Origin of the sequence: Metabacillus malikii (genome assembly GCF_030813355.1) — a bacterium.
Taxonomy (GTDB): domain Bacteria; phylum Bacillota; class Bacilli; order Bacillales; family Bacillaceae; genus Metabacillus; species Metabacillus malikii.
In genome coordinates this window covers 70,015-91,619 of sequence record NZ_JAUSUD010000011.1, presented here as the reverse complement: position 1 = coordinate 91,619, position 21,605 = coordinate 70,015, and the positions used below count along the sequence as shown (strand labels likewise).

23 protein-coding genes are annotated in these 21,605 nt (G+C 34.9%); 15 read left to right on the top strand and 8 right to left on the bottom strand.

What is annotated here, in order from left to right; all coding sequences use genetic code 11:
* The first annotated feature begins 11 nt into the window (after positions 1 to 11).
* Positions 12 to 149 carry a GapA-binding peptide SR1P gene (locus tag J2S19_RS12220; RefSeq protein WP_370875141.1) on the top strand — a complete coding sequence of 46 codons (138 nt, stop codon included), beginning with the start codon at positions 12 to 14 and terminating at the stop codon, positions 147 to 149.
* 261 nt (positions 150 to 410) lie between these two features.
* On the opposite strand, the gene J2S19_RS12215 is transcribed toward J2S19_RS12220, so the two are convergent.
* Together J2S19_RS12215 and J2S19_RS12210 are read right to left on the bottom strand one after the other, a co-directional pair.
* Positions 411 to 731, bottom strand: coding sequence for a hypothetical protein (locus tag J2S19_RS12215; protein WP_307342061.1), 321 nt, complete (start codon positions 729 to 731; stop codon positions 411 to 413).
* Between the two features lie 599 nt (positions 732 to 1,330).
* Positions 1,331 to 2,800: an aminotransferase class I/II-fold pyridoxal phosphate-dependent enzyme gene (locus J2S19_RS12210; RefSeq protein ID WP_307342058.1), complete on the bottom strand. Its 1,470-nt coding sequence runs from the start codon at positions 2,798 to 2,800 to the stop codon at positions 1,331 to 1,333.
* A gap of 203 nt (positions 2,801 to 3,003) precedes the next feature.
* On the opposite strand from J2S19_RS12210, the gene J2S19_RS12205 reads away from it, so the two are divergent.
* A complete protein-coding gene (locus J2S19_RS12205; protein ID WP_307342055.1) occupies positions 3,004 to 3,276 on the top strand; it encodes a UPF0223 family protein in 273 nt (90 codons plus the stop codon).
* Positions 3,277 to 3,390: 114 nt separating this feature from the next.
* Here J2S19_RS12205 and J2S19_RS12200 read toward each other — a convergent pair whose 3' ends face one another.
* Positions 3,391 to 4,008: a YktB family protein gene (locus J2S19_RS12200; protein WP_307342052.1), complete on the bottom strand. Its 618-nt coding sequence runs from the start codon at positions 4,006 to 4,008 to the stop codon at positions 3,391 to 3,393.
* A 297-nt stretch (positions 4,009 to 4,305) separates the two neighbouring features.
* Here J2S19_RS12200 and J2S19_RS12195 point away from each other — a divergent pair, with 297 nt between their 5' ends.
* The 3 genes from J2S19_RS12195 to J2S19_RS12185 all read left to right on the top strand — a co-directional run bounded on the left by J2S19_RS12195 (position 4,306) and on the right by J2S19_RS12185 (position 5,898).
* Complete coding sequence (locus J2S19_RS12195; RefSeq protein ID WP_307342049.1) at positions 4,306 to 4,494, top strand: YkzI domain-containing protein; 189 nt, start codon at positions 4,306 to 4,308, stop codon at positions 4,492 to 4,494.
* A gap of 142 nt (positions 4,495 to 4,636) precedes the next feature.
* Positions 4,637 to 5,428 carry an inositol monophosphatase family protein gene (locus J2S19_RS12190; protein WP_307342046.1) on the top strand — a complete coding sequence of 264 codons (792 nt, stop codon included), beginning with the start codon at positions 4,637 to 4,639 and terminating at the stop codon, positions 5,426 to 5,428.
* Entirely contained in the window at positions 5,425 to 5,898 is a 474-nt protein-coding gene (locus J2S19_RS12185; RefSeq protein WP_307342043.1) for a GNAT family N-acetyltransferase, read from the top strand. Before J2S19_RS12190 ends, J2S19_RS12185 begins: the two co-directional genes overlap by 4 nt.
* 100 nt (positions 5,899 to 5,998) lie before the next feature.
* Here the strand turns inward: J2S19_RS12185 and J2S19_RS12180 are convergent, their stop codons facing one another.
* Positions 5,999 to 6,187: a YlaF family protein gene (locus J2S19_RS12180; protein ID WP_307342040.1), complete on the bottom strand. Its 189-nt coding sequence runs from the start codon at positions 6,185 to 6,187 to the stop codon at positions 5,999 to 6,001.
* A 311-nt stretch (positions 6,188 to 6,498) separates the two neighbouring features.
* On the opposite strand from J2S19_RS12180, the gene typA reads away from it, so the two are divergent.
* Positions 6,499 to 8,340: a translational GTPase TypA gene (gene typA, locus J2S19_RS12175; RefSeq protein ID WP_307342037.1), complete on the top strand. Its 1,842-nt coding sequence runs from the start codon at positions 6,499 to 6,501 to the stop codon at positions 8,338 to 8,340.
* Positions 8,341 to 8,481: 141 nt separating this feature from the next.
* Positions 8,482 to 8,799 (top strand): YlaH-like family protein, encoded by a 318-nt coding sequence (locus J2S19_RS12170; RefSeq protein WP_307342034.1) that lies wholly within the window; start codon positions 8,482 to 8,484, stop codon positions 8,797 to 8,799.
* Between the two features lie 67 nt (positions 8,800 to 8,866).
* Here J2S19_RS12170 and J2S19_RS12165 read toward each other — a convergent pair whose 3' ends face one another.
* Entirely contained in the window at positions 8,867 to 9,067 is a 201-nt protein-coding gene (locus tag J2S19_RS12165; protein WP_307342031.1) for a YlaI family protein, read from the bottom strand.
* Positions 9,068 to 9,528: 461 nt separating this feature from the next.
* The gene (locus J2S19_RS12160) at positions 9,529 to 10,131 is read right to left on the bottom strand and encodes a YhcN/YlaJ family sporulation lipoprotein (protein ID WP_307342027.1); all 603 of its coding nucleotides are present in this window, start codon (positions 10,129 to 10,131) and stop codon (positions 9,529 to 9,531) included.
* A gap of 215 nt (positions 10,132 to 10,346) precedes the next feature.
* Between J2S19_RS12160 and J2S19_RS12155 the strand changes: the two genes are divergently transcribed.
* Complete coding sequence (locus J2S19_RS12155) at positions 10,347 to 11,675, top strand: PhoH family protein (protein ID WP_307342024.1); 1,329 nt, start codon at positions 10,347 to 10,349, stop codon at positions 11,673 to 11,675.
* A 193-nt stretch (positions 11,676 to 11,868) separates the two neighbouring features.
* Here J2S19_RS12155 and J2S19_RS12150 read toward each other — a convergent pair whose 3' ends face one another.
* Positions 11,869 to 12,366: a molybdopterin-binding protein gene (locus J2S19_RS12150; protein ID WP_307342021.1), complete on the bottom strand. Its 498-nt coding sequence runs from the start codon at positions 12,364 to 12,366 to the stop codon at positions 11,869 to 11,871.
* Positions 12,367 to 12,682: 316 nt separating this feature from the next.
* On the opposite strand from J2S19_RS12150, the gene J2S19_RS12145 reads away from it, so the two are divergent.
* A complete protein-coding gene (locus J2S19_RS12145) occupies positions 12,683 to 12,964 on the top strand; it encodes an Fpa/YlaN family protein (protein WP_307342018.1) in 282 nt (93 codons plus the stop codon).
* 147 nt (positions 12,965 to 13,111) lie between these two features.
* Positions 13,112 to 14,329, top strand: a complete 1,218-nt coding sequence (locus J2S19_RS12140) for an FtsW/RodA/SpoVE family cell cycle protein (protein ID WP_307342014.1) — start codon at positions 13,112 to 13,114, stop codon at positions 14,327 to 14,329.
* Positions 14,330 to 14,404: 75 nt separating this feature from the next.
* Here the strand turns inward: J2S19_RS12140 and J2S19_RS12135 are convergent, their stop codons facing one another.
* Positions 14,405 to 15,304, bottom strand: a complete 900-nt coding sequence (locus J2S19_RS12135; protein ID WP_307342011.1) for a COX15/CtaA family protein — start codon at positions 15,302 to 15,304, stop codon at positions 14,405 to 14,407.
* Between the two features lie 977 nt (positions 15,305 to 16,281).
* On the opposite strand from J2S19_RS12135, the gene coxB reads away from it, so the two are divergent.
* The 5 genes from coxB to ctaG all read left to right on the top strand — a co-directional run bounded on the left by coxB (position 16,282) and on the right by ctaG (position 21,390).
* On the top strand, positions 16,282 to 17,388 hold the full coding sequence (gene coxB, locus J2S19_RS12130) for a cytochrome c oxidase subunit II (RefSeq protein WP_307342008.1): 1,107 nt from the start codon (positions 16,282 to 16,284) through the stop codon (positions 17,386 to 17,388).
* A 33-nt stretch (positions 17,389 to 17,421) separates the two neighbouring features.
* A complete protein-coding gene (gene ctaD, locus J2S19_RS12125) occupies positions 17,422 to 19,287 on the top strand; it encodes a cytochrome c oxidase subunit I (protein ID WP_307342005.1) in 1,866 nt (621 codons plus the stop codon).
* On the top strand, positions 19,287 to 19,913 hold the full coding sequence (gene ctaE, locus J2S19_RS12120; protein WP_307342002.1) for a cytochrome c oxidase subunit III: 627 nt from the start codon (positions 19,287 to 19,289) through the stop codon (positions 19,911 to 19,913). Before ctaD ends, ctaE begins: the two co-directional genes overlap by 1 nt.
* Positions 19,914 to 19,917: 4 nt before the next feature.
* Positions 19,918 to 20,250, top strand: a complete 333-nt coding sequence (gene ctaF / locus J2S19_RS12115; protein ID WP_307341999.1) for a cytochrome c oxidase subunit IVB — start codon at positions 19,918 to 19,920, stop codon at positions 20,248 to 20,250.
* A 237-nt stretch (positions 20,251 to 20,487) separates the two neighbouring features.
* Positions 20,488 to 21,390 carry a cytochrome c oxidase assembly factor CtaG gene (gene ctaG / locus J2S19_RS12110; protein ID WP_307341996.1) on the top strand — a complete coding sequence of 301 codons (903 nt, stop codon included), beginning with the start codon at positions 20,488 to 20,490 and terminating at the stop codon, positions 21,388 to 21,390.
* Positions 21,391 to 21,605 lie beyond the last annotated feature (215 nt).

Here is a 21,605-nt window from a genome sequence, read left to right as displayed (position 1 = left end):
TGAAATGGGGTATGAAAATGGGAACGATCATTTGTCAACAATGTAATTCAACTATCGGACATTTTGAAAATGAGAAGGTAACAACTTTTTATGGGAAATGTAATCACCCTAATTGTTGTAAGGAGAAGGATAGACGAGAAAAAGGTTGAAGAGTCCTATTTAAATAAGCTTGCCCATTTCTGCATTGTAAAGGTTACCAGGTAAAAAGTGTAGAGTTCGTCGGCACATAAGGGGAGTAAATCAACATAATAATTGATGATTATTTGTTAAGATTGATACTATAACATGGGTTCTTAAATATGACAAAGAGGATGACTTAACAAGATTTTGCCCCCCAAGCAGTAGAATGTGGGTGAGTCTTGATTTTTATTATGAGTCATCCTCTTTCGATGTTAGTTCAAGTAGCGCATTTAATTTGTTTCATTTTTTATTAGTTCTTCTTTTGTAACAATTCTCCATTCATGCTCTTTTAGTCTGTCAATATATGTATGTAACTCGATATCTTCTTTTTCTAAAACTAGTGGGGCAAGAGATACGAAGCACTCGTTTGTATCATATTTCAGAGTACATTTTACAACTTCGTAACCATTGTGATATTCCGGATGAAATCCTGAATCGTCTATTATATCACCTCTAACTGGGCGAATATTTGATTCAAGTGTTTTAATGAGTGTTTTTCCAACAGTAGGTTCTTTTGTGGATGATACAAAAATAACTAAGTGAATTTTCAATGATTTTCTCCCTTTCTAAAAGCTGATTATATAACTCCATCGCTCATAATAACATAAATCAACTTCAAAATTAATGAAAAATAATCAAGTTTTGGATTTGTTTACCTGTTTAAAAATTAGGCTATTTTCGTTAACATTGTTGCGTTTTATTGAGGTATCGTTTAGGGTTTGTCTCCTTTTGCAGTACTCAGCAATAGCGGCGGGGGTGCTGAGCCTCATAGCTCCTTGCGGCTACCCGATACCAGCCTTCTAGTCATCTCCCAACGATAAGTCATCATCGATGCTATATATCACAGTGATTCCTGTAGTCTTATTTGATGCGCGTCTCTAGTTTGTAGTCGATGGGCAAACTCCCTACGCTTATCGATCTCCTTATGCGTAAACGCCTGCTCACGTCTCACTTCTCCCACGCATCCCGCAGGAGTCTTACAATCAACTCCAACAAACCTTTAGAAAGTTCGTTAAAAACCAAAATCTTTAAGGAAACAACCAATAGTTAAAATAATCATATCTACTAAATATATAGTATTATGAAATCAACTTCCAAAAACAAAAAAACTGACCTTTTTTCAGGTCAGTTTCTTTATATATTAATCCAGTTAACGAATAGCTTTATGTTCTTTAATAACTCGAATCATCTTTAATGATGGGTCTTCAGGTCCTTGAACTGGCAAGCCCGCTTCAAGATTTTCGATGATATATGATAAATTATCTTCAGAGATTATCTCGCCTGGGATAAAGATTGGAATTCCAGGTGGATAGACCATAATAAATTCTGCAATGATTCTTCCAGAAGATTCCTCTAATGGGATAACTTCTGTTTCAGAATAAAAAGCATCCCTTGGCGTAAGAGCAAGGACCGGTATGTTTGGTAACAAAATCCGTGTTTTTAATGCATCTTTTTTATTTAATCTAGCAGTAGTTAATTCACGAAGAGCATTGACAAGTGCATCGATATCAGACTTTGTATCACCTGGTGTAATAATACACAAAATATTATAAAGGTCAGACATTTCAACTTCAATTCGATAATTTTCGCGAAGCCATACCTCTACGTCATGTCCTGTAATCCCTAATTTATATACCGGAATGATAAGTTTTGTCGGATCATAATCGTGTGTTGCTCTTGTACCGATTATTTCCTCACCTATACAATAGATTGAATCCATTTTATTTATTTGGTCACGTGCATAATTTGCTAGCTCGATTGTTTTACTAATTAATTCATGACCTTTAGTCGCAAGTTGTTTTCTCGCTACATCTAATGAGGCTAAGAGCAAATAAGATGTCGATGTAGTCGTTAACATACTTAAGATGCTTTGTACACGTTGATGGGAAACGAGTCCTTTTCGAACGTTTAATACGGAACTTTGGGTCATTGACCCCCCAAGCTTATGTACACTAGTGGCAGCAATATCGGCACCAGCTTGCATAGCACTCATTGGCAAATCCTCATGGAAATGAATGTGTACTCCATGTGCCTCATCAACTAATACTGGAACTTGATAGGAATGGGCTATTTCAACGATCTTCTGTAAATCTGCAGAAACTCCGAAATACGTTGGGTTAATAACTAATACTCCTTTAGCATCGGGATGCTGCTCTAATGCTTTTTCAACAGAATCAGTAGTAATTCCATGGGAAATACCAATTTCCTTATCAATTTCCGGGTGAATGAAGATAGGTGTAGCGCCGGAAAATACAATCGCACTCATAACGGATTTATGAACATTTCTAGGTACGATTATCTTATCCCCAGGGCCGCAAACAGCCATCACCATTGTCATAATCGCACCGCTAGTACCTTGTACAGAGAAATATGTATAGTCAGCTCCAAATGCTTCTGCAGCTAATTCTTGTGCTTTTTTTATCATTCCTTTTGGAGCGTGTAAATCATCTAATGGGCCAATATTAATTAAATCAATTGAGAGAGCGTTGTCACCAATAAATTGACGAAAGTCTGGATCAATACCGGCACCTTTTTTATGTCCGGGTATATGAAATTGGATAGGATTTTGCTTTGCATGCTCTACTAAGCCAGTGAACAACGGTGTTTCATGTTGAGACAAATATTTCCACCTTCTTTATAAAAGTATATAGAATACAAAATAATTGTTTGTTTATGTCGAATAGTATATGTCATAAAACAAATGAATTATACCGTTATCACTATTGTCAGTCAATAAAAATATACAAGTTAATAAGTGAATTGTATGAATAGAATCACTTTGTTAAACTAATGAAGTTACAATTAAAAGAGAGGTGACATACAATGGATTATCAATATCCAACTTCACTAGATTGGAGTACTGAAGAAACAGTAGACGCCATACACTTTTTTCATTGTATTGAATTGGCATATGAAAAGGGGATTAATCGGTTAGATTTATTAAATGCATATCGTAGATTTAAAGAAATCGTCCCGAGTAAATCTGAAGAAAAACAAATTGGCAATGAGTTCGAACAAGTCAGTGGCTATTCTATTTACAGAGTAACGAAAAGAATGAAAGATGCTGATGAATCGATTCAAAAAATAAAGATGTAAAGGGTTACCCTTTACATCTTTATTTGAATTGACAACAGAAGATTGTAATTTCCATAGTAAATTGTAAACTTTTACTTCTATGCGTGTAGGAAAAAATATAAAATCACCACGAGTTTATTCATAAGATAAATTGTACAATGGTATTAATGTTTTGAATGTTTGTCTGATAAATGTTAATAATTTGTCTCCGTCTCGTAAAATAGGGTCTCCAGCGAGAATGTGACGACCAACCAAAAATTCAGCTTTTTTTACATCTCTAAAGCGCTCTAACGCTTTCTCTACATCTAATTGATTTAATGGTGAAGCATCTTTTTTAGTATGGTCTAGTGACACGTAATAATCATTAGGCAAATTCTTCGTAAATACATCTTGATGTTTTAAAAATGTTTTAGCGATTTTCTCTTTTTCAGGTAGTTCATATATGAATGCCAACCAAATAAATAAATGGTCATCAAATAGTCCGACTTGAAAATGAGGGTGTTGTTTATACCCGCGTTTATTTGCTGCGATAGCCAACCAAGTGTCTTTAGGTGGGTTTATTGTTCTTCTTGCATGTTTTGCGATATGTAGATACATTTCATTTTGTAGTTGTGCTGAAAGATCATCCGTTAATAGCTGTCCAATTTCATTGAATTTTGGTTGGATTCTTTCTCTAATTGCTGCCATTCTTTTATCTAAGCCATCTATTTGAAAAGTTTGAAAGTCTTCATTTGTAAATCCTTTAAATGCCACTGTTACATACCTCCTACGAATGCACTAGATTATGTCTTTTCTATTATAAATCGACATTTGTACGAAAGATAGTAATATGCTTATTAAATCGAAGGACATACACTAAGAAAAATCGCACTTTTTATTCGTTCACCTGAGTAAAGAAATATATACATTTCGTAGGTAGATACACAATTTCTTTTGGTTAGTTCCAACCCTTTTTCATATTACATATTATATAAAAAAACAACTTTAACTTTATTATTTATTCTAGTTCTAATGAAAATGTGAAAAAAATTGGAAAGGGGCGGTAAAAAGATGAAGCAAATTGTAAAACAAAGCGGGCAAAAAACGATAAACAATCGTATCGGGGTGTTAAGACTCGAGTTAGATTATGAATTAGCCACCCTTTATGAAGCAATGCAGAATAAAGATAATAAGAAGAAAATGGAATGTAAACAAAAATTAGAGAAGTTAAGGAAAGAGTGGTTAAAGCTTCAGGGGTAATGAAGCCTCCAAACGAACCTAAGGTAGGTTCGTTTTTATCTGCGCTACATGTAAGTAACTCTAACTTGCTTTTCATTCTTTTTTTACAGTATGCTAAGAAGAGATTACGTGATTTCTACATAGGAAAGAGGTTAAACTTTTTATGACGAATTGGAAGGAAATAGACGAAAAAGCGAAAATATGGGTAAGAGAAGCTGGACAGAGAATCAGGGATTCCTTTGAATCTACTTTGTCTATTCAATTCAAATCAAATCCTAATGATTTAGTAACAAATATGGATAAAGAAATTGAACAGTTTTTTATTCGAAAAATTCAAGAAACCTATCCATCTCATCGAATATTAGGGGAAGAAGGCTACGGTCATCAAATCGATACAACGGATGGAATCATATGGATTATTGATCCGATTGATGGAACGATGAATTTTGTGCATCAGCAACGAAATTTTGCGATATCAATAGGAATTTATGAGAATGGTATTGGATATATTGGTCTGATTTATGATGTTGTCCACGATGAGTTATATCACGCACTCAGAGGAGAGGGTGCATTTATGAATGAAATACGACTACCAATGTTGAAACAAGTCTCTATTGAGGAAGCGATATTAGGAATCAATCCTGTCTGGGTGACGGAAAACCCTCGTGTTGATTATGAATTGATTGCACCTATTGTAAGAAAAGTTCGTGGTACCCGCTCATATGGCTCTGCTGCTTTAGAATGTGCCTATGTTGCCGCAGGACGTCTAGATGGATATTTAACAATGAGACTTGCACCATGGGATTTTGCAGCTGGTATTATTCTAATCGAAGAAGTTGGTGGAGTAGTATCAGATATAAATGGTGAAAAACTTGACATTTTATCAAAAAGTTCCTTTTTTGGTGGAGAAAAGCAGTTTCATCAACAAATTGTAAAGGATTACATAAATAAATGACATTAAAGCCAATTCTTTTTAGCCGAGAATTGGAGGAGCAAGATTTCGGAGATTTCGCTGAAATAATTGCTGCCAGTGATGAATGGCGACAGGAGGAAACTGACGTAGACCAGCTTCATATATATCTAACCCACTACAAAATGTATAATGGGGAGTGGAGAGTCTGGCAGTATAACGAGCATATAATCGGGATTGTATATTCCATGGAATGGTCTCCATCAAATGAAAAACCGTGGCTAGGTACGATACTTATTCATCCAGATTATCGGAGAAAAGGATTTGCAAAACTAATAATTAATCAAATAGCCGATAAGCTTAAACAACAAGGACATAGTGCAATATTTGCTGCATGTCCTTCACATAGATATTCGTGGTTAACTTTTCTAAGTAATTGCGGGTTTGAGCAATTTAAATATGAAAAAGATGAGGAGAAGTTAAAGGAGTATATTATTACAGTGAAGCCTTTGTAACAAGTCTATAGCAATAATTGTAAAGTGATTAGCTTTTCATAATGTTCAATGAGGAGGGTGGTTTGTCACCCTCTTTTTCAATTTTAGTGGCAGACAAATATTAGTCTAATATTCCGTTTTCGCGCATTTTTTTCTTCAGAATAAATCCTGATGCCATAATGACATTCAAGGCAATAATAGACATAATTACGCCTAACAAACTTTTCAAACCTATAGCGATTCCAATACCAACCATACTAAGTGCAGCAAGTGACGCTAATACTAAAAAAATCCACTTTCCGGCCTTCATGTCTGTCTCTCCCATCAACAATAAATATTTTTAATTCCATCTTATCACTTTTTTTATCAGTTTATGGTATAATATCAAAGTTATTTTAAGAAAGATGACGATGTCTTAGAAAGTTGTTGATTTAGACGCATTTTGCTGTTAGACGTGCAGGTAAAATGCTCTGCAGTGGAAATCAACAACCTAGCACAAAGTTAGTAGTCGAATGATAATAACAATTAGAATACTGCGATAAAGTAAACCCGTATTACTTGATAGAAGTATGGAAAACCTTTAAGTAGACTATTTGAATATATATTTTGGGAGATGAAAGAGTGAATTTACGAAACGATATCCGAAACATAGCTATTATTGCCCACGTTGACCATGGGAAAACAACACTAGTTGACCAGCTGTTACATCAATCTGGTACATTCCGTACAAATGAACAAGTAGCGGAACGTGCAATGGACTCAAATGATATTGAACGGGAACGTGGTATTACAATTTTAGCGAAAAATACAGCTATTAATTACAAAGATACACGTATCAACATAATGGATACTCCAGGGCATGCAGACTTTGGAGGAGAAGTTGAACGTATTATGAAAATGGTTGATGGTGTTCTTCTTGTTGTAGATGCATATGAAGGTTGTATGCCTCAAACAAGATTTGTTCTAAAAAAAGCTTTAGAGCAAAATTTAACTCCAATTGTTGTTGTTAACAAAATTGACCGTGATTTTGCAAGACCATCTGAAGTGGTAGATGAAGTTTTAGATTTATTCATCGAACTTGATGCAAATGAAGATCAATTAGAATTTCCAGTCGTATTTGCTTCTGCGATTAATGGTACTGCTAGTACAAGTCCTGATCCACAAGAACAAGAGGAAAATATGGCATCATTATTTGATGCGATTGTAAATCATATTCCTGCTCCAGTTGATAATCGTGAAGAGCCATTACAATTCCAAGTTGCCCTTCTTGATTATAATGATTATGTTGGCCGTATTGGGATTGGAAGAGTCTTTAGAGGTACTATGCATGTTGGACAACAAGTTTCCCTCATGAAAGTCGATGGTTCAGTTAAAAATTTCAGAGTAACGAAATTATTCGGATTCCAAGGCTTAAAGCGTGTCGAAATTCAAGAAGCGGTTGCTGGAGACCTAGTGGCTGTATCAGGGATGGAAGATATTAATGTTGGTGAAACAGTTTGTCCTGTTGAACATCAAGAAGCATTACCGATACTACGTATAGATGAACCAACTTTACAAATGACTTTTGCAGTTAACAACAGTCCTTTTGCAGGACGTGAAGGTAAGTTTGTAACAGCACGTAAAATCGAGGAACGTTTATTATCACAATTACAAACAGACGTAAGTTTGCGTGTAGACCCAACAGACTCACCTGATGCATGGGTAGTTTCTGGACGCGGTGAATTGCATTTATCAATCTTGATTGAAAATATGAGACGTGAAGGTTTTGAGCTTCAAGTATCAAAACCAGAGGTTATTGTAAAGGAAATCGATGGTGTAAGATGTGAACCAGTGGAGCGTGTACAAATTGATGTGCCTGAAGAACATACAGGTGGTGTTATGGAGTCAATTGGTGCCAGAAAAGGTGAAATGATTGACATGATTAATAATGGTAATGGCCAAGTTCGTTTAATCTTTAACGTACCTGCTCGTGGATTAATTGGTTATTCAACAGAATTTATGTCATTAACACGTGGATTTGGTATTATCAATCATACGTTTGATAGCTACCAGCCAATGCAGCCTGGTAAAGTAGGTGGACGACGTCAAGGTGTTCTTGTATCGATGGAAAATGGAAAATCAACTACTTATGGAATTCAAGGCGTTGAAGACCGTGGTATTATCTTTGTTGAAGCAGGAGTAGATGTTTACGAAGGAATGATCGTTGGAGAGCATACACGTGAAAATGACTTAGTTGTGAACATCTGTAAAATGAAACAACAAACAAATATTCGTTCAGCAACAAAGGATCAAACTAATACAATGAAAAAGCCTCGTATAATGTCATTAGAAGAAGCACTTGAGTATTTAAATGATGATGAGTATTGTGAATTAACTCCAGAATCAATCAGATTAAGGAAGAAAATACTTGATAAAAATGAACGTGAAAAAGCAGCGAAGAAGAAAAAATTAGCTGGGATTTAAATGAAATCGATTGAAAGATAATTGATTATCAATTAAGATGAAAATATTGTAAACAGGGCTGATTCAGCGACGTATATTATTTATTAATATATTGACGTATAGATGAATCAGCCTTTTTTATAAAGTAAAGGAGGTTAAATAATGAATGTAGAGGATAGGCTGTCCTTTTTTCCGAGTTTATATCGTGTTACAGAGAACTCAGATTTAGGGATGTGGATGCTATACATAACCATTTTCTTGCTATCAGTTATTGTATATAAATTAGGATTTGCTAAAAAGCTACCAATTTTAAAATCAGTCATTATCTATATCTTTTTAGCATTAGGCTGTACGGTACTTACTTTCTTAGGTATCTTTCTTCCGATTGCGGAAGGGTTAGTAGTAGCTGCGCTTATTTTAATTATTTATAAAATTAGACTACATCAATCAAAGAAACAAGAAGCGGAACAAGCAAAATAAGTAAAGCTGTCTCTAAAAACTGTTATATGTCAGTTTTTCATGAGGCAGCTTTTAAATTGTGATAGTATTACCACGTATCTTCTTTTTTCTTATCTTGATATAATTTGAATTTCCCAGTTGCAAATCGTTCATTGGTTTTCAATTCGATTCGTTCATTGCAAGGTTTACACATATATGTATGGATTGGTCGATTCCGCAAACGTTTTGCGGTTAATGTTTCATCATCGATTGTTTCAATTTTGTCACATATTACACATTTTACTCTCATTCTTTCACCTCACAATTGTTGTCATACTTTATCGACATTTGAATATATAATGTCAAGTATATCACGATATCGTGTAGAAAATGAAGAGTTGTTAATCAAGGGCATGGTCAGAAAAATTAAGAATTATTATTGTAGTTTTTATTGGCTGTTTGCTTATCTTACAAAGTTAACGTTCAGTTTGATTTTCGCTACAGTACTCGCTTTCCGCGGGGGGCTGAGCAAGAATATTGCACAGATGGAATTTGTTTGTAATAGGGCGATTTATTCAACAGTATACTACGCATCCCGCAAATTTCTATGAAATAAGTTTGAATACCGTATATGTGATAAACAGAGAAGATGACTCAAAAGCGTATGACCCTTCAAACACATATAGATAGAAAGTGATGATTTGTTGCTTTCGTATCTATATATTTTGTTTGGAAGGCTGGTCATTGTTTTGAGTCATCCTCATTACATTACTATTCCTTATGATGATTTGATTGTTCCTGCTGTTGTTTCTCTAAATTTTCCTGTTTTTTACCTTTTAATTGGTCATTATTAGATTTAGTTGGTTGTTTTTGCTGATTATCAAGAGCGTCATTTGGTATCTCAGGAATTACTCTTCCGACGATTGCTGCCAATTCATCTAGAATGCCTGCTATCGGTCTGCCGTTTTCGATTTCTTTACCCATTTCACGTAGTCTAGCTGTCGTATCAGCATCTGCTATGACGACGGCATTGGCACCGTATGGGTCGTGGCGTAGACTTTCTGAAACCGTGTATTTTATTGATTCCACTTTATTACGGTCTAATTTTGAATTAACATCAATCCCTACGACAGCTAAGTCACCTAGTACAACTGCGGTTGCATCATTTACTTCAGGTATTTCACTTGCTAAGCTAACAAGATGTTCGGAGATTTGTTGTCCAGACTTTTTATCTACATTATTTTCGATACTATTTTTCACCTTTATCGGAGTTCCACTATTGTTTTCTCCATCCGTGTTTTGAGCACCCTCATTCACGTTACAACCAGTTAAAGCTAAAAAACTAAGTACTATTGTTAGCATAAATTTATTCATAAGGTCACAACTCCTTCACTTAATTTTTAAGATATGAAAAGGTACAATAAACCACTTTTTGAAATGTTTTTTCCTGCTTTTTAATTTTATTGTCTAATAAACCTTCTATCTTTATTCATCTTTTCATATATTTTAGCAACGCTTCATTCACAGCTTGACTAATTTCTAATTGTTTCACTCCATAAAAAAATAGCAACGGAGTAGGAGGCGGAGGTTTGAGGAAGATTTATGTATTAGACACGAATGTATTGTTGCAAGATCCGAATTCGATTTTTTCCTTCGAAGAAAATGAGGTTATTATTCCTGCAGTCGTATTAGAAGAGGTCGATTCAAAAAAACGATATATGGATGAAATCGGTAGAAATGCAAGGCAGGTCTCAAAATTGATTGACCAACTTAGAGAAACTGGAAAACTTCATGAAAAAATACCATTACCAAACGGTGGAACATTAAGGATAGAATTAAATCATCGTTCATTTCATCAGCTACAAGAAATATTCGTAGAGAAAACAAATGACAATCGTATATTAGCTGTAGCGAAAAATTTATCGTTAGAGGAACAAACAAAGGAAGATGGCCGAGCTGTAATTTTAGTTAGTAAAGATACTTTAGTAAGGGTTAAAGCAGATGCAATAGGGTTAATCGCAGAGGATTTTCTCAGTGACAGAGTAGTGGAAATTGACCATATTTATACAGGCTTTTTAGACTTATATATAAGTAACGATAATCTTAGCCGTTTTTATGAAAAAAATGAGTTAATTTTATCGGAAATTACGAATCATCCTTTTTATCCAAATCAATTTGTCGTAATGAAAGATGCATTAGGTGGGTCTTCATCAGCAATAGGCAAAGTTGATGCTACTGGAAAGAAGATACAAAGGTTAGTTTTTGACCATGATCATATTTGGGGGATAAAACCGAGGAATGTTCAGCAAACGATGGCATTGGAATTACTCCTTAGAACAGATATACCTTTAGTTACACTAATTGGTAAGGCTGGCACAGGTAAAACTTTACTCGCTTTAGCAGCAGGCCTAATGCAAACTGAAGACATGGGCACATATAAAAAGTTGCTCGTCGCAAGACCAATTGTGCCTGTTGGAAAAGATTTAGGATTTTTACCAGGGGAAAAAGAGGAAAAGTTAAGACCGTGGATGCAACCGATTTATGATAACTTAGAATACTTATTCAATACGAAGAAGCCAGGTGAATTAGATGCAATTTTAGCTGGAATGGGATCAATTGAAGTAGAAGCATTATCCTATATAAGGGGAAGAAGTATTCCTGAACAAATTATTCTTATTGATGAAGCACAAAACCTTACAAAACACGAAGTGAAAACAATTTTAACACGAGTTGGAGAAAGAAGTAAGATTGTATTAATGGGAGACCCAGAGCAAATTGACCACCCATATTTAGATGAATACAATAATGGTCTCACATATGTAGTAGAAAAATTCAAAGAACAACCAATATCGGGTCATGTTAGACTTGTTAAAGGAGAAAGGTCGGGGCTGGCTCAATTGGCAGCAGACTTACTTTGAGATCGAAATAAATGACTCGTATCGATACAACAAGTTAATGTTATTATGTTCATTGTCAGTCGGATACTTTTAATAATACTAACTTATACGTATAACAAGTAGATTAGTAATTCCAAACGAACGTGTCAAACCCCTCAAAAATGAAGTAATCGTTGCTTTTTGAGGGGTCACATAAATTAGGATATAGCAATGTTTAGCTAACAATTATCTCTTTTAAATGTTTAATTGGTGAATTTACGTTGGAACCGTCACCAAAATAAATATGGACAGGGCCGTCCTCACGCAATGGTTTTCCGTCTATACTAAAACCTAAAATAACATGATATGCATCTTCAATAGAAATTGTGAAATGTTCATCCTTTGTTACAAATGTAACGCTTTTAGCATCGTCATTAATATGAGCGTTTGTTAGAAAAGGCTTTAACGGAATTCCAAAAGTGCCAGTAAGAACTTTCTGTTTTTCATAAATTTTTTCTGTTTTTAATGTTGGAGGAAATACGGCACCCTCCATAATTTCGCGCTCCCAATGCTTAGATACTGACTTCGTGTATTCTGCTAATTCGTCTGTTTCTACATTTTCTTTTTGAAAATAGGTCTTTAAATCAACCTTTCTATCATCAAATATCCAAACACCAGGATCTAATGTTATAGGGTAAACAACATTACCTTTTATATTAATAATAGACTCCATAAATAACCCTCCCTTTCCATCGCAAGTATAAACTTTTTTATGAATTTTGTACATGTTTAAGGGACTACGAAAGGTGATATGACTGAAAAATATCTAACGAAATGGATTTAAGTGGTCTTAAAGCATTAGGGGTAATGTATCCTTCTTGAGTAAAAGTCATAGGATTATAAAAAAATTGATATGCAAACTAAACTGTTTCTAGGAAAAGGAGTCTAATAATTAGAGATTAAAAATGATTGTCCTTGCAATTTCAATGATTAGGATATAATATTAATAAATAAGAATAGGGTAATCGCTCGGAAACGGAGGGATTCATTTGGCGTCTGAAATTGCTATTAATCATCGTGAGAAAGCATTGTCAATACTAAAAGCTGATGCTGATAAAATCATGAAATTGATAAAAGTCCAAATGGACAATTTAACAATGCCTCAATGTCCTCTTTATGAAGAGGTTTTAGATACTCAAATGTTTGGTTTATCTAGAGAAATAGATTTTGCTGTTAGATTAGGCTTAGTTGGGGAACATGAGGGAAAGGAATTGTTAGACACGCTTGAACGTGAGTTGTCTGCATTACACGAAGCATTTACAGGCAAATAATGAATGAAACTCAAACTAACTGTTCGTAAGTTTGGGTTTTTTTATTTTTCTTTATGTTTTAAAGGATTTTGACATTTTAAAAGCGAAGATTATAGTAAAATGAAATCAACACACGATAAACACCATGTATGATAAGGAAGAGATAATATGGTAAAGCGAATTATCAGGTCATATGATTATTCATTAATATTAGCAATAATACTACTTTGTGCTTTTGGTCTTGTGATGGTATATAGTTCTAGCATGATTGCAGCTGTTGCTAGGTGGGGACTAGAACCTGACCATTTCTTTCAACGACAGAGGCTGGCCCTGTTTGTAGGCGGAGTTGCCTTTATCATTATGATGATATTTCCATACCGTGCTTTCCTAAATAGCACAATAATTAAAATGATTGTACTTGGCTCAATCATGCTGCTAGTTTCCTTATTTTTTGTGGGACATGTTGCAGGGAACGCGAAGAGTTGGCTAAATCTTGGTGCCCTAAATTTACAGCCTGGTGAACTAGTGAAATTAAGTGTAATCCTTTATCTTGCAGCCGTATACGATAAAAAACAAAATTATATTGATCAGTTTGGTAAAGGTGTTTTACCGCCATTGATTTTTACTGGTTTCATCTGCTTTTTTGTATTGATACAACCGGATTTTGGTACAGCATTTATCATTAGCAGCATTGCAGTATGTATGATTTTATGCTCTGGCATGGGACTGAAAACAATTCTAAAATTAGTATCGCTAGTTGTTACTTTTGGTTTAATGATGGTCGTATTTTTATTTATTAGTGGAAAAAATATCTTTAGTGGAGAACAACTTAGCCGTTTTAAAGGTGTAGCAGATCCTTTTGGTGATATACAGGGTGATGGTTACCAGCTTGTAAACTCATTCTATGCGATAGGCTCAGGTGGTTTAAAGGGTTTAGGGTTAGGACAAAGTGTTCAAAAGTATGGCTATCTTCCTGAATCACATACAGATTTTATCATGGCAATTATAGCTGAGGAGCTAGGAATATTTGGGGTTGTGTTTGTTCTCGTGCTTTTAAGTTTTATTATATTAAAAGGTTTTTCAGTTGCGAGAAAATGCCAGGATCCATTTGGAACTTTGTTAGCTGTTGGTATATCAAGCATGATTGCGATACAGTCCTTAATAAATTTAGGGGGATTAACTGGGTTGATTCCGATTACAGGGGTGCCACTTCCGTTTATTAGTTATGGTGGCTCGTCATTGCTTCTATTATTGATATCGATGGGACTACTTGTTAATGTCTCGATGTTTACAAATTATCGTGAAACATACCAAAAACCGAGCGAAAAAAATACTAAAACCGTCTCCATTGTAAAGGAAAAACAAGTTAGACAATCAACAACTTAAAGATATGAAATTGTATAAACGGTGGCGATCAAAAAAGGACTTATCCAACTTAGGATAGTCCTTTTTTGATTAGATTCAATTCTTACTTCTGCTTACTAATAGTAAGAAATAACTCAATAGCCCGAATAAACAAGCAATGATTAACGCGTGTGCAAGTGCCATATATAGATTTAAATTAGTAAATACAACGATAGCGCCTGATAAAGCTTGTAACATAATTAATAGAAAAGCAAGTAACCAGCCCCAATACAAGACTTTCTGATTACTGTGATGTTTTATCGCATACCATGTAGCATAGGCAATCCATATAAAGATTAACCCTGCTGCAGCACGATGTCCCATTTGGATCCATTCATGTAATGTAGTTGGTAATCCACCTGCACGGGGGCTGCATAAAGGCCAATCAGGACAAGCTAGGCTAGCTCCTTTATGACGTACATATGCACCAGTGTAAACAACAAGATACGTATAGACCGCTATCCCGATCATATGAAACTTCATTTGTTTATCAATGACAACCGATTGCGAATCGAACTTTTTGTCAACTTCGAAAATTAACAACGTAAGTAATAGAACAGAAGCAAACGATATTAATGAAATTCCAAAGTGTAAAGCTAACACTGCATCAGATTGTCCCCATACTACAGCAGCTGCACCAATAAGTGCTTGTAATACTAGGAACACGAAAGATAGAATTGCGAGAAATTTTGTTTCTCTAATATGGCCTATTTTTATCCATGACCATACTGATAAAATCGTTACGACAATACCGGCAAGTCCACTTACAAGACGATGGCTAAGTTCAATAACTAATTCAAATGTAATATTACTTGGAATTAGTTCACCATGACATAGTGGCCAAGAGTCTCCGCACCCTGCACCGGAATCTGTTTTTGTTACTAAGGCACCGCCAATTAAGACAAATAGCATAATAACAGTCGTAAATACGGCAAACCATTTTAAAGAACGTTGCAAATTAACTTCACCTTCTTTATCTCGTTCATGATAACAATTTTAAATAGTAAATACTCATCGTATACTACACAATGTAAGGGAAAAAGACAATGAAATAGCTTAAAAGTTCACAAAATTATAAGATATATTATCGCTTTATAAACGACTGAATAACGCATAAATGATTTTTTTATAGGCAATTAATAATGAAATACGCTTGTTCGAGTATGATGGTTGCTGGTCTCGAGATGTTTGCTAGGAGGTATTATACATGTGAGCAAAACGCTGAGAGTTGAAATGTGTAGATTGCAGAATATATTAGAAATCGGAATTGATTGAGATAAATAGAATCATAGTGGATTAATGTTTTTATCTCGAAGTAAGATAGATGCATTTTGCCTATTTAGCGCATAAGTAGTCCTCTACGATAACTAAGTAAACAGTACCAATGATTACGACATCCACTAAGTAAAAAACATTTATTAAAAAATTCTAAAAAAGGTTGAAATATCTTTTACACTTTGTTAGAAATATATGAGGTATGTGTTATAAAAGATAATAATGGGAAAACTTTTGAAAACGGTTAAAGAATGTTTCTATTTTATGATAAAATGATATGGTGATAAAAGGTCATTTTCACAATTTAGACATAAATTCTTCATGATTTGTTCACAAATTACCTAAGAAGTATGATTTAATATCAACAGGACTGTTTTTAATTAGTTTCGCTATCATTTATATGGTGGAACCGCCTACAATTTACATATCAGTTCTTCTTATAAGAATTATGTACGTTCATTACATACATTCTGTTCTACCAGATTGATTCTATTTTTCTGTTTTTGAAATAGTGAAATTTAAAATTAATTACAAATTTTTGGGCGGAAAACTCCGCAGTATCGTTGGAATTCTTTCTTATAAAAGAATTTATTTATAAATAAGTTCCTGATTAATCTAATAGGAATTATAAATTATTGAAAGAGGGGTTTGATTTAGCTATGAGAAAAAGGCTGACAAAATGGCGTCTATTATCTTTATTTACGGCATTGACGCTTGTTCTAGCCGGCTGTGGTGAACCGTTTCTTTCCACGCTTCAACCTGCTGGTGAGGTAGCGGATATGCAATATGACCTAATGGTGTTAAGTACACTAATCATGGTTGTAGTCATTGCAGTCGTAACGGTCATCTTCATTTATGTTGTCGTAAAATTCCGTCGACGCAAAGGTGAAGAAAACAACATTCCTGTTCAAGTAGAAGGGAATCATAAGCTAGAAATTATTTGGACAGTTATTCCTATTCTTTTATTAATTATCCTGACAGTTCCGGTTATTTCTGCAACTTTCAAACTTGGAGAAGTTGATGCAATGGCAGACGAAAACCGAAATCCAGACGAAGAGATTGTTGTGAATGTTACAGCTAATCTTTATTGGTGGGAATTTGAATATCCTGACTATGGGGTTGTTACAAGTCAGGAATTAATCGTTCCAACTGATGAAAAAGTATACTTTAATTTGGCATCAAAACAAAATGAAGTAAAACACTCGTTTTGGATTCCTTCAATCGGGGGGAAAATGGATACAAATGTAGAAGGTAATTATGCGACAGGTGAAAACCTTAACAAAATGTGGTTAAAATTCGACTCAAAACGAGCTGACCAAGCTGGAGAGTACTTTTATGGTAAGTGTGCTGAGCTTTGTGGACCATCACATGCTTTAATGGACTTTAAGGTAAAAGCAGTTTCTCGTGAAGAGTTCGATAAGTGGATTGCAGATATGCAAAATACTGAACCATCTGCAACAACTGACTTAGCTCAACAAGGTGAACAACTTTTTGAAGAAAAAGGATGTATTTCTTGTCACGCAGTTACTCCTAAGGACGAAAGACCTTCTGCAGCAAGAACAGCACCAAGCTTGGCTAATTTCGGAGAACGGTCAAAAATAGCTGGCTTCATGGATCATAACGAAGAAAGTCTTAAAAACTGGTTGAAAGACCCTGAAAAATATAAACCAGGAAATAAAATGACAAATACGTATCCTAAGCTGAATGACCAAGAATTGGATGCACTTACAGAATATTTAATGGGGTTAAAAGTATCGAATAATTAATTTTTGGATGACAATGATAAGGGAGGTAACACTGTGAGCACGTTAACTCAGAAAAAAGGGGTAGGTGCAGTTATATGGGATTACTTAACAACAGTAGACCATAAAAAGATTGCCATCCTTTACCTGATAACCGGTGGTTTCTTTTTCCTTCTAGGTGGATTAGAAGCGTTAATGATACGAATCCAGTTAGCAATACCTAACAACGATTTTGTTGCAGCTGGAACATATAATGAAATCTTAACAATGCACGGTACAACAATGATATTCCTAGCGGCTATGCCATTATTATTTGCATTGATGAATGCAGTTGTACCTTTACAAATTGGGGCACGTGACGTTGCGTTCCCGTTCCTAAACTCTTTAGGTTTTTGGTTATTTTTCTTCGGAGGGATTTTCCTTAATCTTAGTTGGTTTTTAGGTGGAGCACCTGATGCAGGGTGGACATCTTATGCATCGTTAGCAATTGACTCGCCTGGACATGGGATTGATTTCTATTTATTAGGTTTACAGGTATCTGGATTAGGAACACTTATTGCAGGTATTAACTTTTTAGTAACCATTATTAATATGCGTGCACCGGGCATGACATATATGCGGATGCCATTGTTTACTTGGACAACATTCGTAGCATCTGCATTAATCTTATTTGCTTTCCCTGCACTTACAGTAGGTTTAGCATTACTTATGTTAGACCGCCTTTTCGGAACTGCATTTTTTAAAGCAGCATTAGGTGGAAATACAGTCATTTATGAGCACTTATTTTGGATTTTTGGACATCCAGAGGTTTATATTCTAATCTTACCGGCATTCGGTATTTTCTCCGAGATTTTACCGGTGTTTGCTAAAAAACGATTATTTGGATATTCATCAATGGTGTTTGCAACAGTATTAATTGGCTTTTTAGGATTCATGGTATGGGCTCACCATATGTTTACAACAGGTTTAGGACCGATTGCGAATGCTATTTTTGCAGTAGCGACAATGGCAATTGCGGTTCCAACTGGTATCAAAATCTTTAACTGGCTCTTTACAATTTGGGGTGGGTCAATTAAATTCACATCACCAATGCTATGGTCTGTGGCATTTATCCCTTCATTTGTAATGGGTGGAGTAACAGGTGTCATGCTAGCAGCTGCTCCAGCTGACTATCAATTCCATGATACATACTTTGTTGTTGCTCACTTCCACTATGTAATCGTTGGTGGAGTTGTCTTCGCAATTTTTGCAGGTACAACTTATTGGTGGCCAAAAATGTTTGGTAAAATGTTAAATGAAACGTTAAGTAAAATTACATTTGTATTATTCTTTATCGGATTCCACTTAACATTCTTTATCCAACACTTTGTAGGTCTTTGGGGAATGCCGCGTCGTGTATTCACATTCTTACCAAATCAAGGGTGGGAAGCAGCGAACTTAGTAAGTTCAGTTGGTGCATTCTTCATGGCGGTAGCAACAATTGTTTTATTAATTAACGTTATCCAAACGTCAATTAAGGGAGAAAGAGTTGGAAACGATCCGTGGGGAGATGGACGTACGCTTGAATGGGCAATTCCGTCACCACCACCAGAATACAACTTTAAACAGACACCACTTGTACGTGGTTTAGATCCATTATGGGTTGAGAAAATGGCGGGAAATAAAGAAATCACACCGGCTGAGCCGTTAAGTGATATTCATATGCCAAACGGTTCTATTTTACCGTTTATTATTTCTTTAGGTCTATTTATTGCATCTTTTGGGTTCTTATATCGCGAAGATTACAGTTGGGGCTTAGCTGTTTTAATTCTCGGATTTGTCATTACATTCGGTGCAATGTTCTTCCGCTCAATTCTCGATGACCATGGATACCATATCCATAAGGAAGATTTGCTTAACGATGGAAAAGGAGGGAAAGCATAATGGCACATGTTGAAGAAAAATTAACTGCAGAAAACTTTCCTGCCTCTCCAGAAAAGGCAACATTAGAAGGTAAAAATAAATTCTTAGGGTTTTGGTTATTTTTAGGTGGAGAGACAGTTCTTTTTGCTAGTCTCTTTGCTACCTTCCTAGCTTTGAAAGATTCTGCGGCAGGTGGACCTACTACCCAAGAAATATTTGATTTACCACTTGTTTTTGCGGCAACGATGCTATTATTAACATCAAGCTTAACGAGTGTATATGCAATGTACCATATGAAAAATTTCAATTTTGCAAAAATGCAATTATGGTTAATCATAACAGTCCTTTTAGGGTTAGCATTTTTAATATTGGAAATTTATGAGTTCACTCATTATGTTCATGAATATCACTTTACAATCACAGGAAGTGCGCTAGGTTCATCTTTCTATACGTTAGTAGGAACACATGGCTTACACGTCACTTTCGGTTTATGCTGGATTGTTACGTTAATTGTTCGTAATGCAAGACGTGGTCTTAGCCTTTATAATGCTCCTAAGTATTATACTGCAAGTCTTTATTGGCACTTCATTGACGTTGTTTGGGTATTCATTTTTACAGTCGTATACTTAATGGGAATGGTGGGATAAAGTGATGGCAAATAATCATAATTCAACAAACCCTAAAGTAGATTTAATTTACCGTAAGAAAAGAAATGCAGAGGAAATGAAGCAACAAGTTGTTACATTTTCGATGATGATCTTTTTAACAATCGTTGCTTTTATAGCTGTTGGATATGACGGAATTGGTGAATGGTTCAAAGTTCCTTTCATCCTTACGCTTGCAGTTATTCAAGTAATTTTTCAACTTTACTACTTTATGCATATGAAACATAAAGGACATGAAGCATCTGCATTATTCCTGTTTTCAGGTGTGTTCGTAGCAGTGCTAACTGTATTGGCTTTTATGACAATTATTTGGTGGTAAAAACAAAAAGAGCAATTGGCAATTATGCTGATTGCTCTTTTCTATACAATTTGAATGTTAACAGCCTAAATACGATGGTTGATAATCTTGCATAGAAAATATACTAGTACATATAAGTTCGTGTTGAAAAAACTATATATAATCCCTAACTCTATTTCACTGAACGTTCATTGATACAAGACTGACTGATGTGTATAATTAATTGGTAGGATTAGCATTTGAAAGGAGCAATAAAGAATGGGTTTTGATATATTTGGATTTCGTGCACTATGGAGTCCTTATTATTTGTCGATTATGGTTTTAATACTAATCGGGTATTTTGTAATCATAGGACCGTGGCGTCATAAATTTAACAATAGTACCCCTGTCTCAACTAAACAAAAATTACTCTTTATTTCAGGTATTATTTCGTTGTATATCAGTAAAGGAAGTCCTGTTGATTTATTAGGTCATATCATGTTTAGTGCGCATATGACCCAAATGGCAATTTTATATTTAGTTGTTCCACCTTTACTTATACTGGGGATTCCAAACTGGTTATGGAAAGCAATTATTGAAAGACCATTTATTTATCCAATGATTAAATTCTTTACGAAACCGATTCTAGCGCTAATAGTCTTTAATGGTTTATTTTCGGTATACCATGTGCCCTTAGTGTTTGACTTTGTAAAAACAAACGCATTTTACCATGCTTGCATGACATCGTTAATTTTTATTGCGGCTTTAATGATGTGGTTGCCACTTTTAAATACAATTCCTGAGTGGAGAACGCTAACAGGTATTAAAAAAATCGGATATATTTTTGCCGATGGAGTTCTTTTAACACCAGCGTGTGCTTTAATTATTTTTGCACCAGAACCGCTCTATTTGACATATTCAGAGCCGCAGGCATGGATTAATGCATTACAATTATGTGTACCAGCAGATATGCTATCTGGTTTAACATTAACAGGACCTGATATGTTTAACATTTTACCGCTTATTGATGATCAACAGCTCGGTGGAGTATTGATGAAGATTATCCAGGAAATTGTCTACGGATCAATTTTAGCCTATGTCTTCTTCCAATGGGCAAATAAGGAACGTCAAAAAGATGAAATTGTATTTAAAGAAGATTACAATCCGGAACCTGTTAAGTAATAAAAATGAAACGAATTAAATTTTTTAGACTTTATGTTTTATTACGATTATATAATCGTTCTTATGCTTTTTAACATAATTATAAGGTGGTATAGAATATGATGTTCTATACCACCTTTTTTGTTGTCAATATAGCTTTCAATTGATGATTAGGATACATGTTAAAGCATTAAAAAATTACTCTCTCGTTCATATCTTTTCTTGTTCCACTTAGT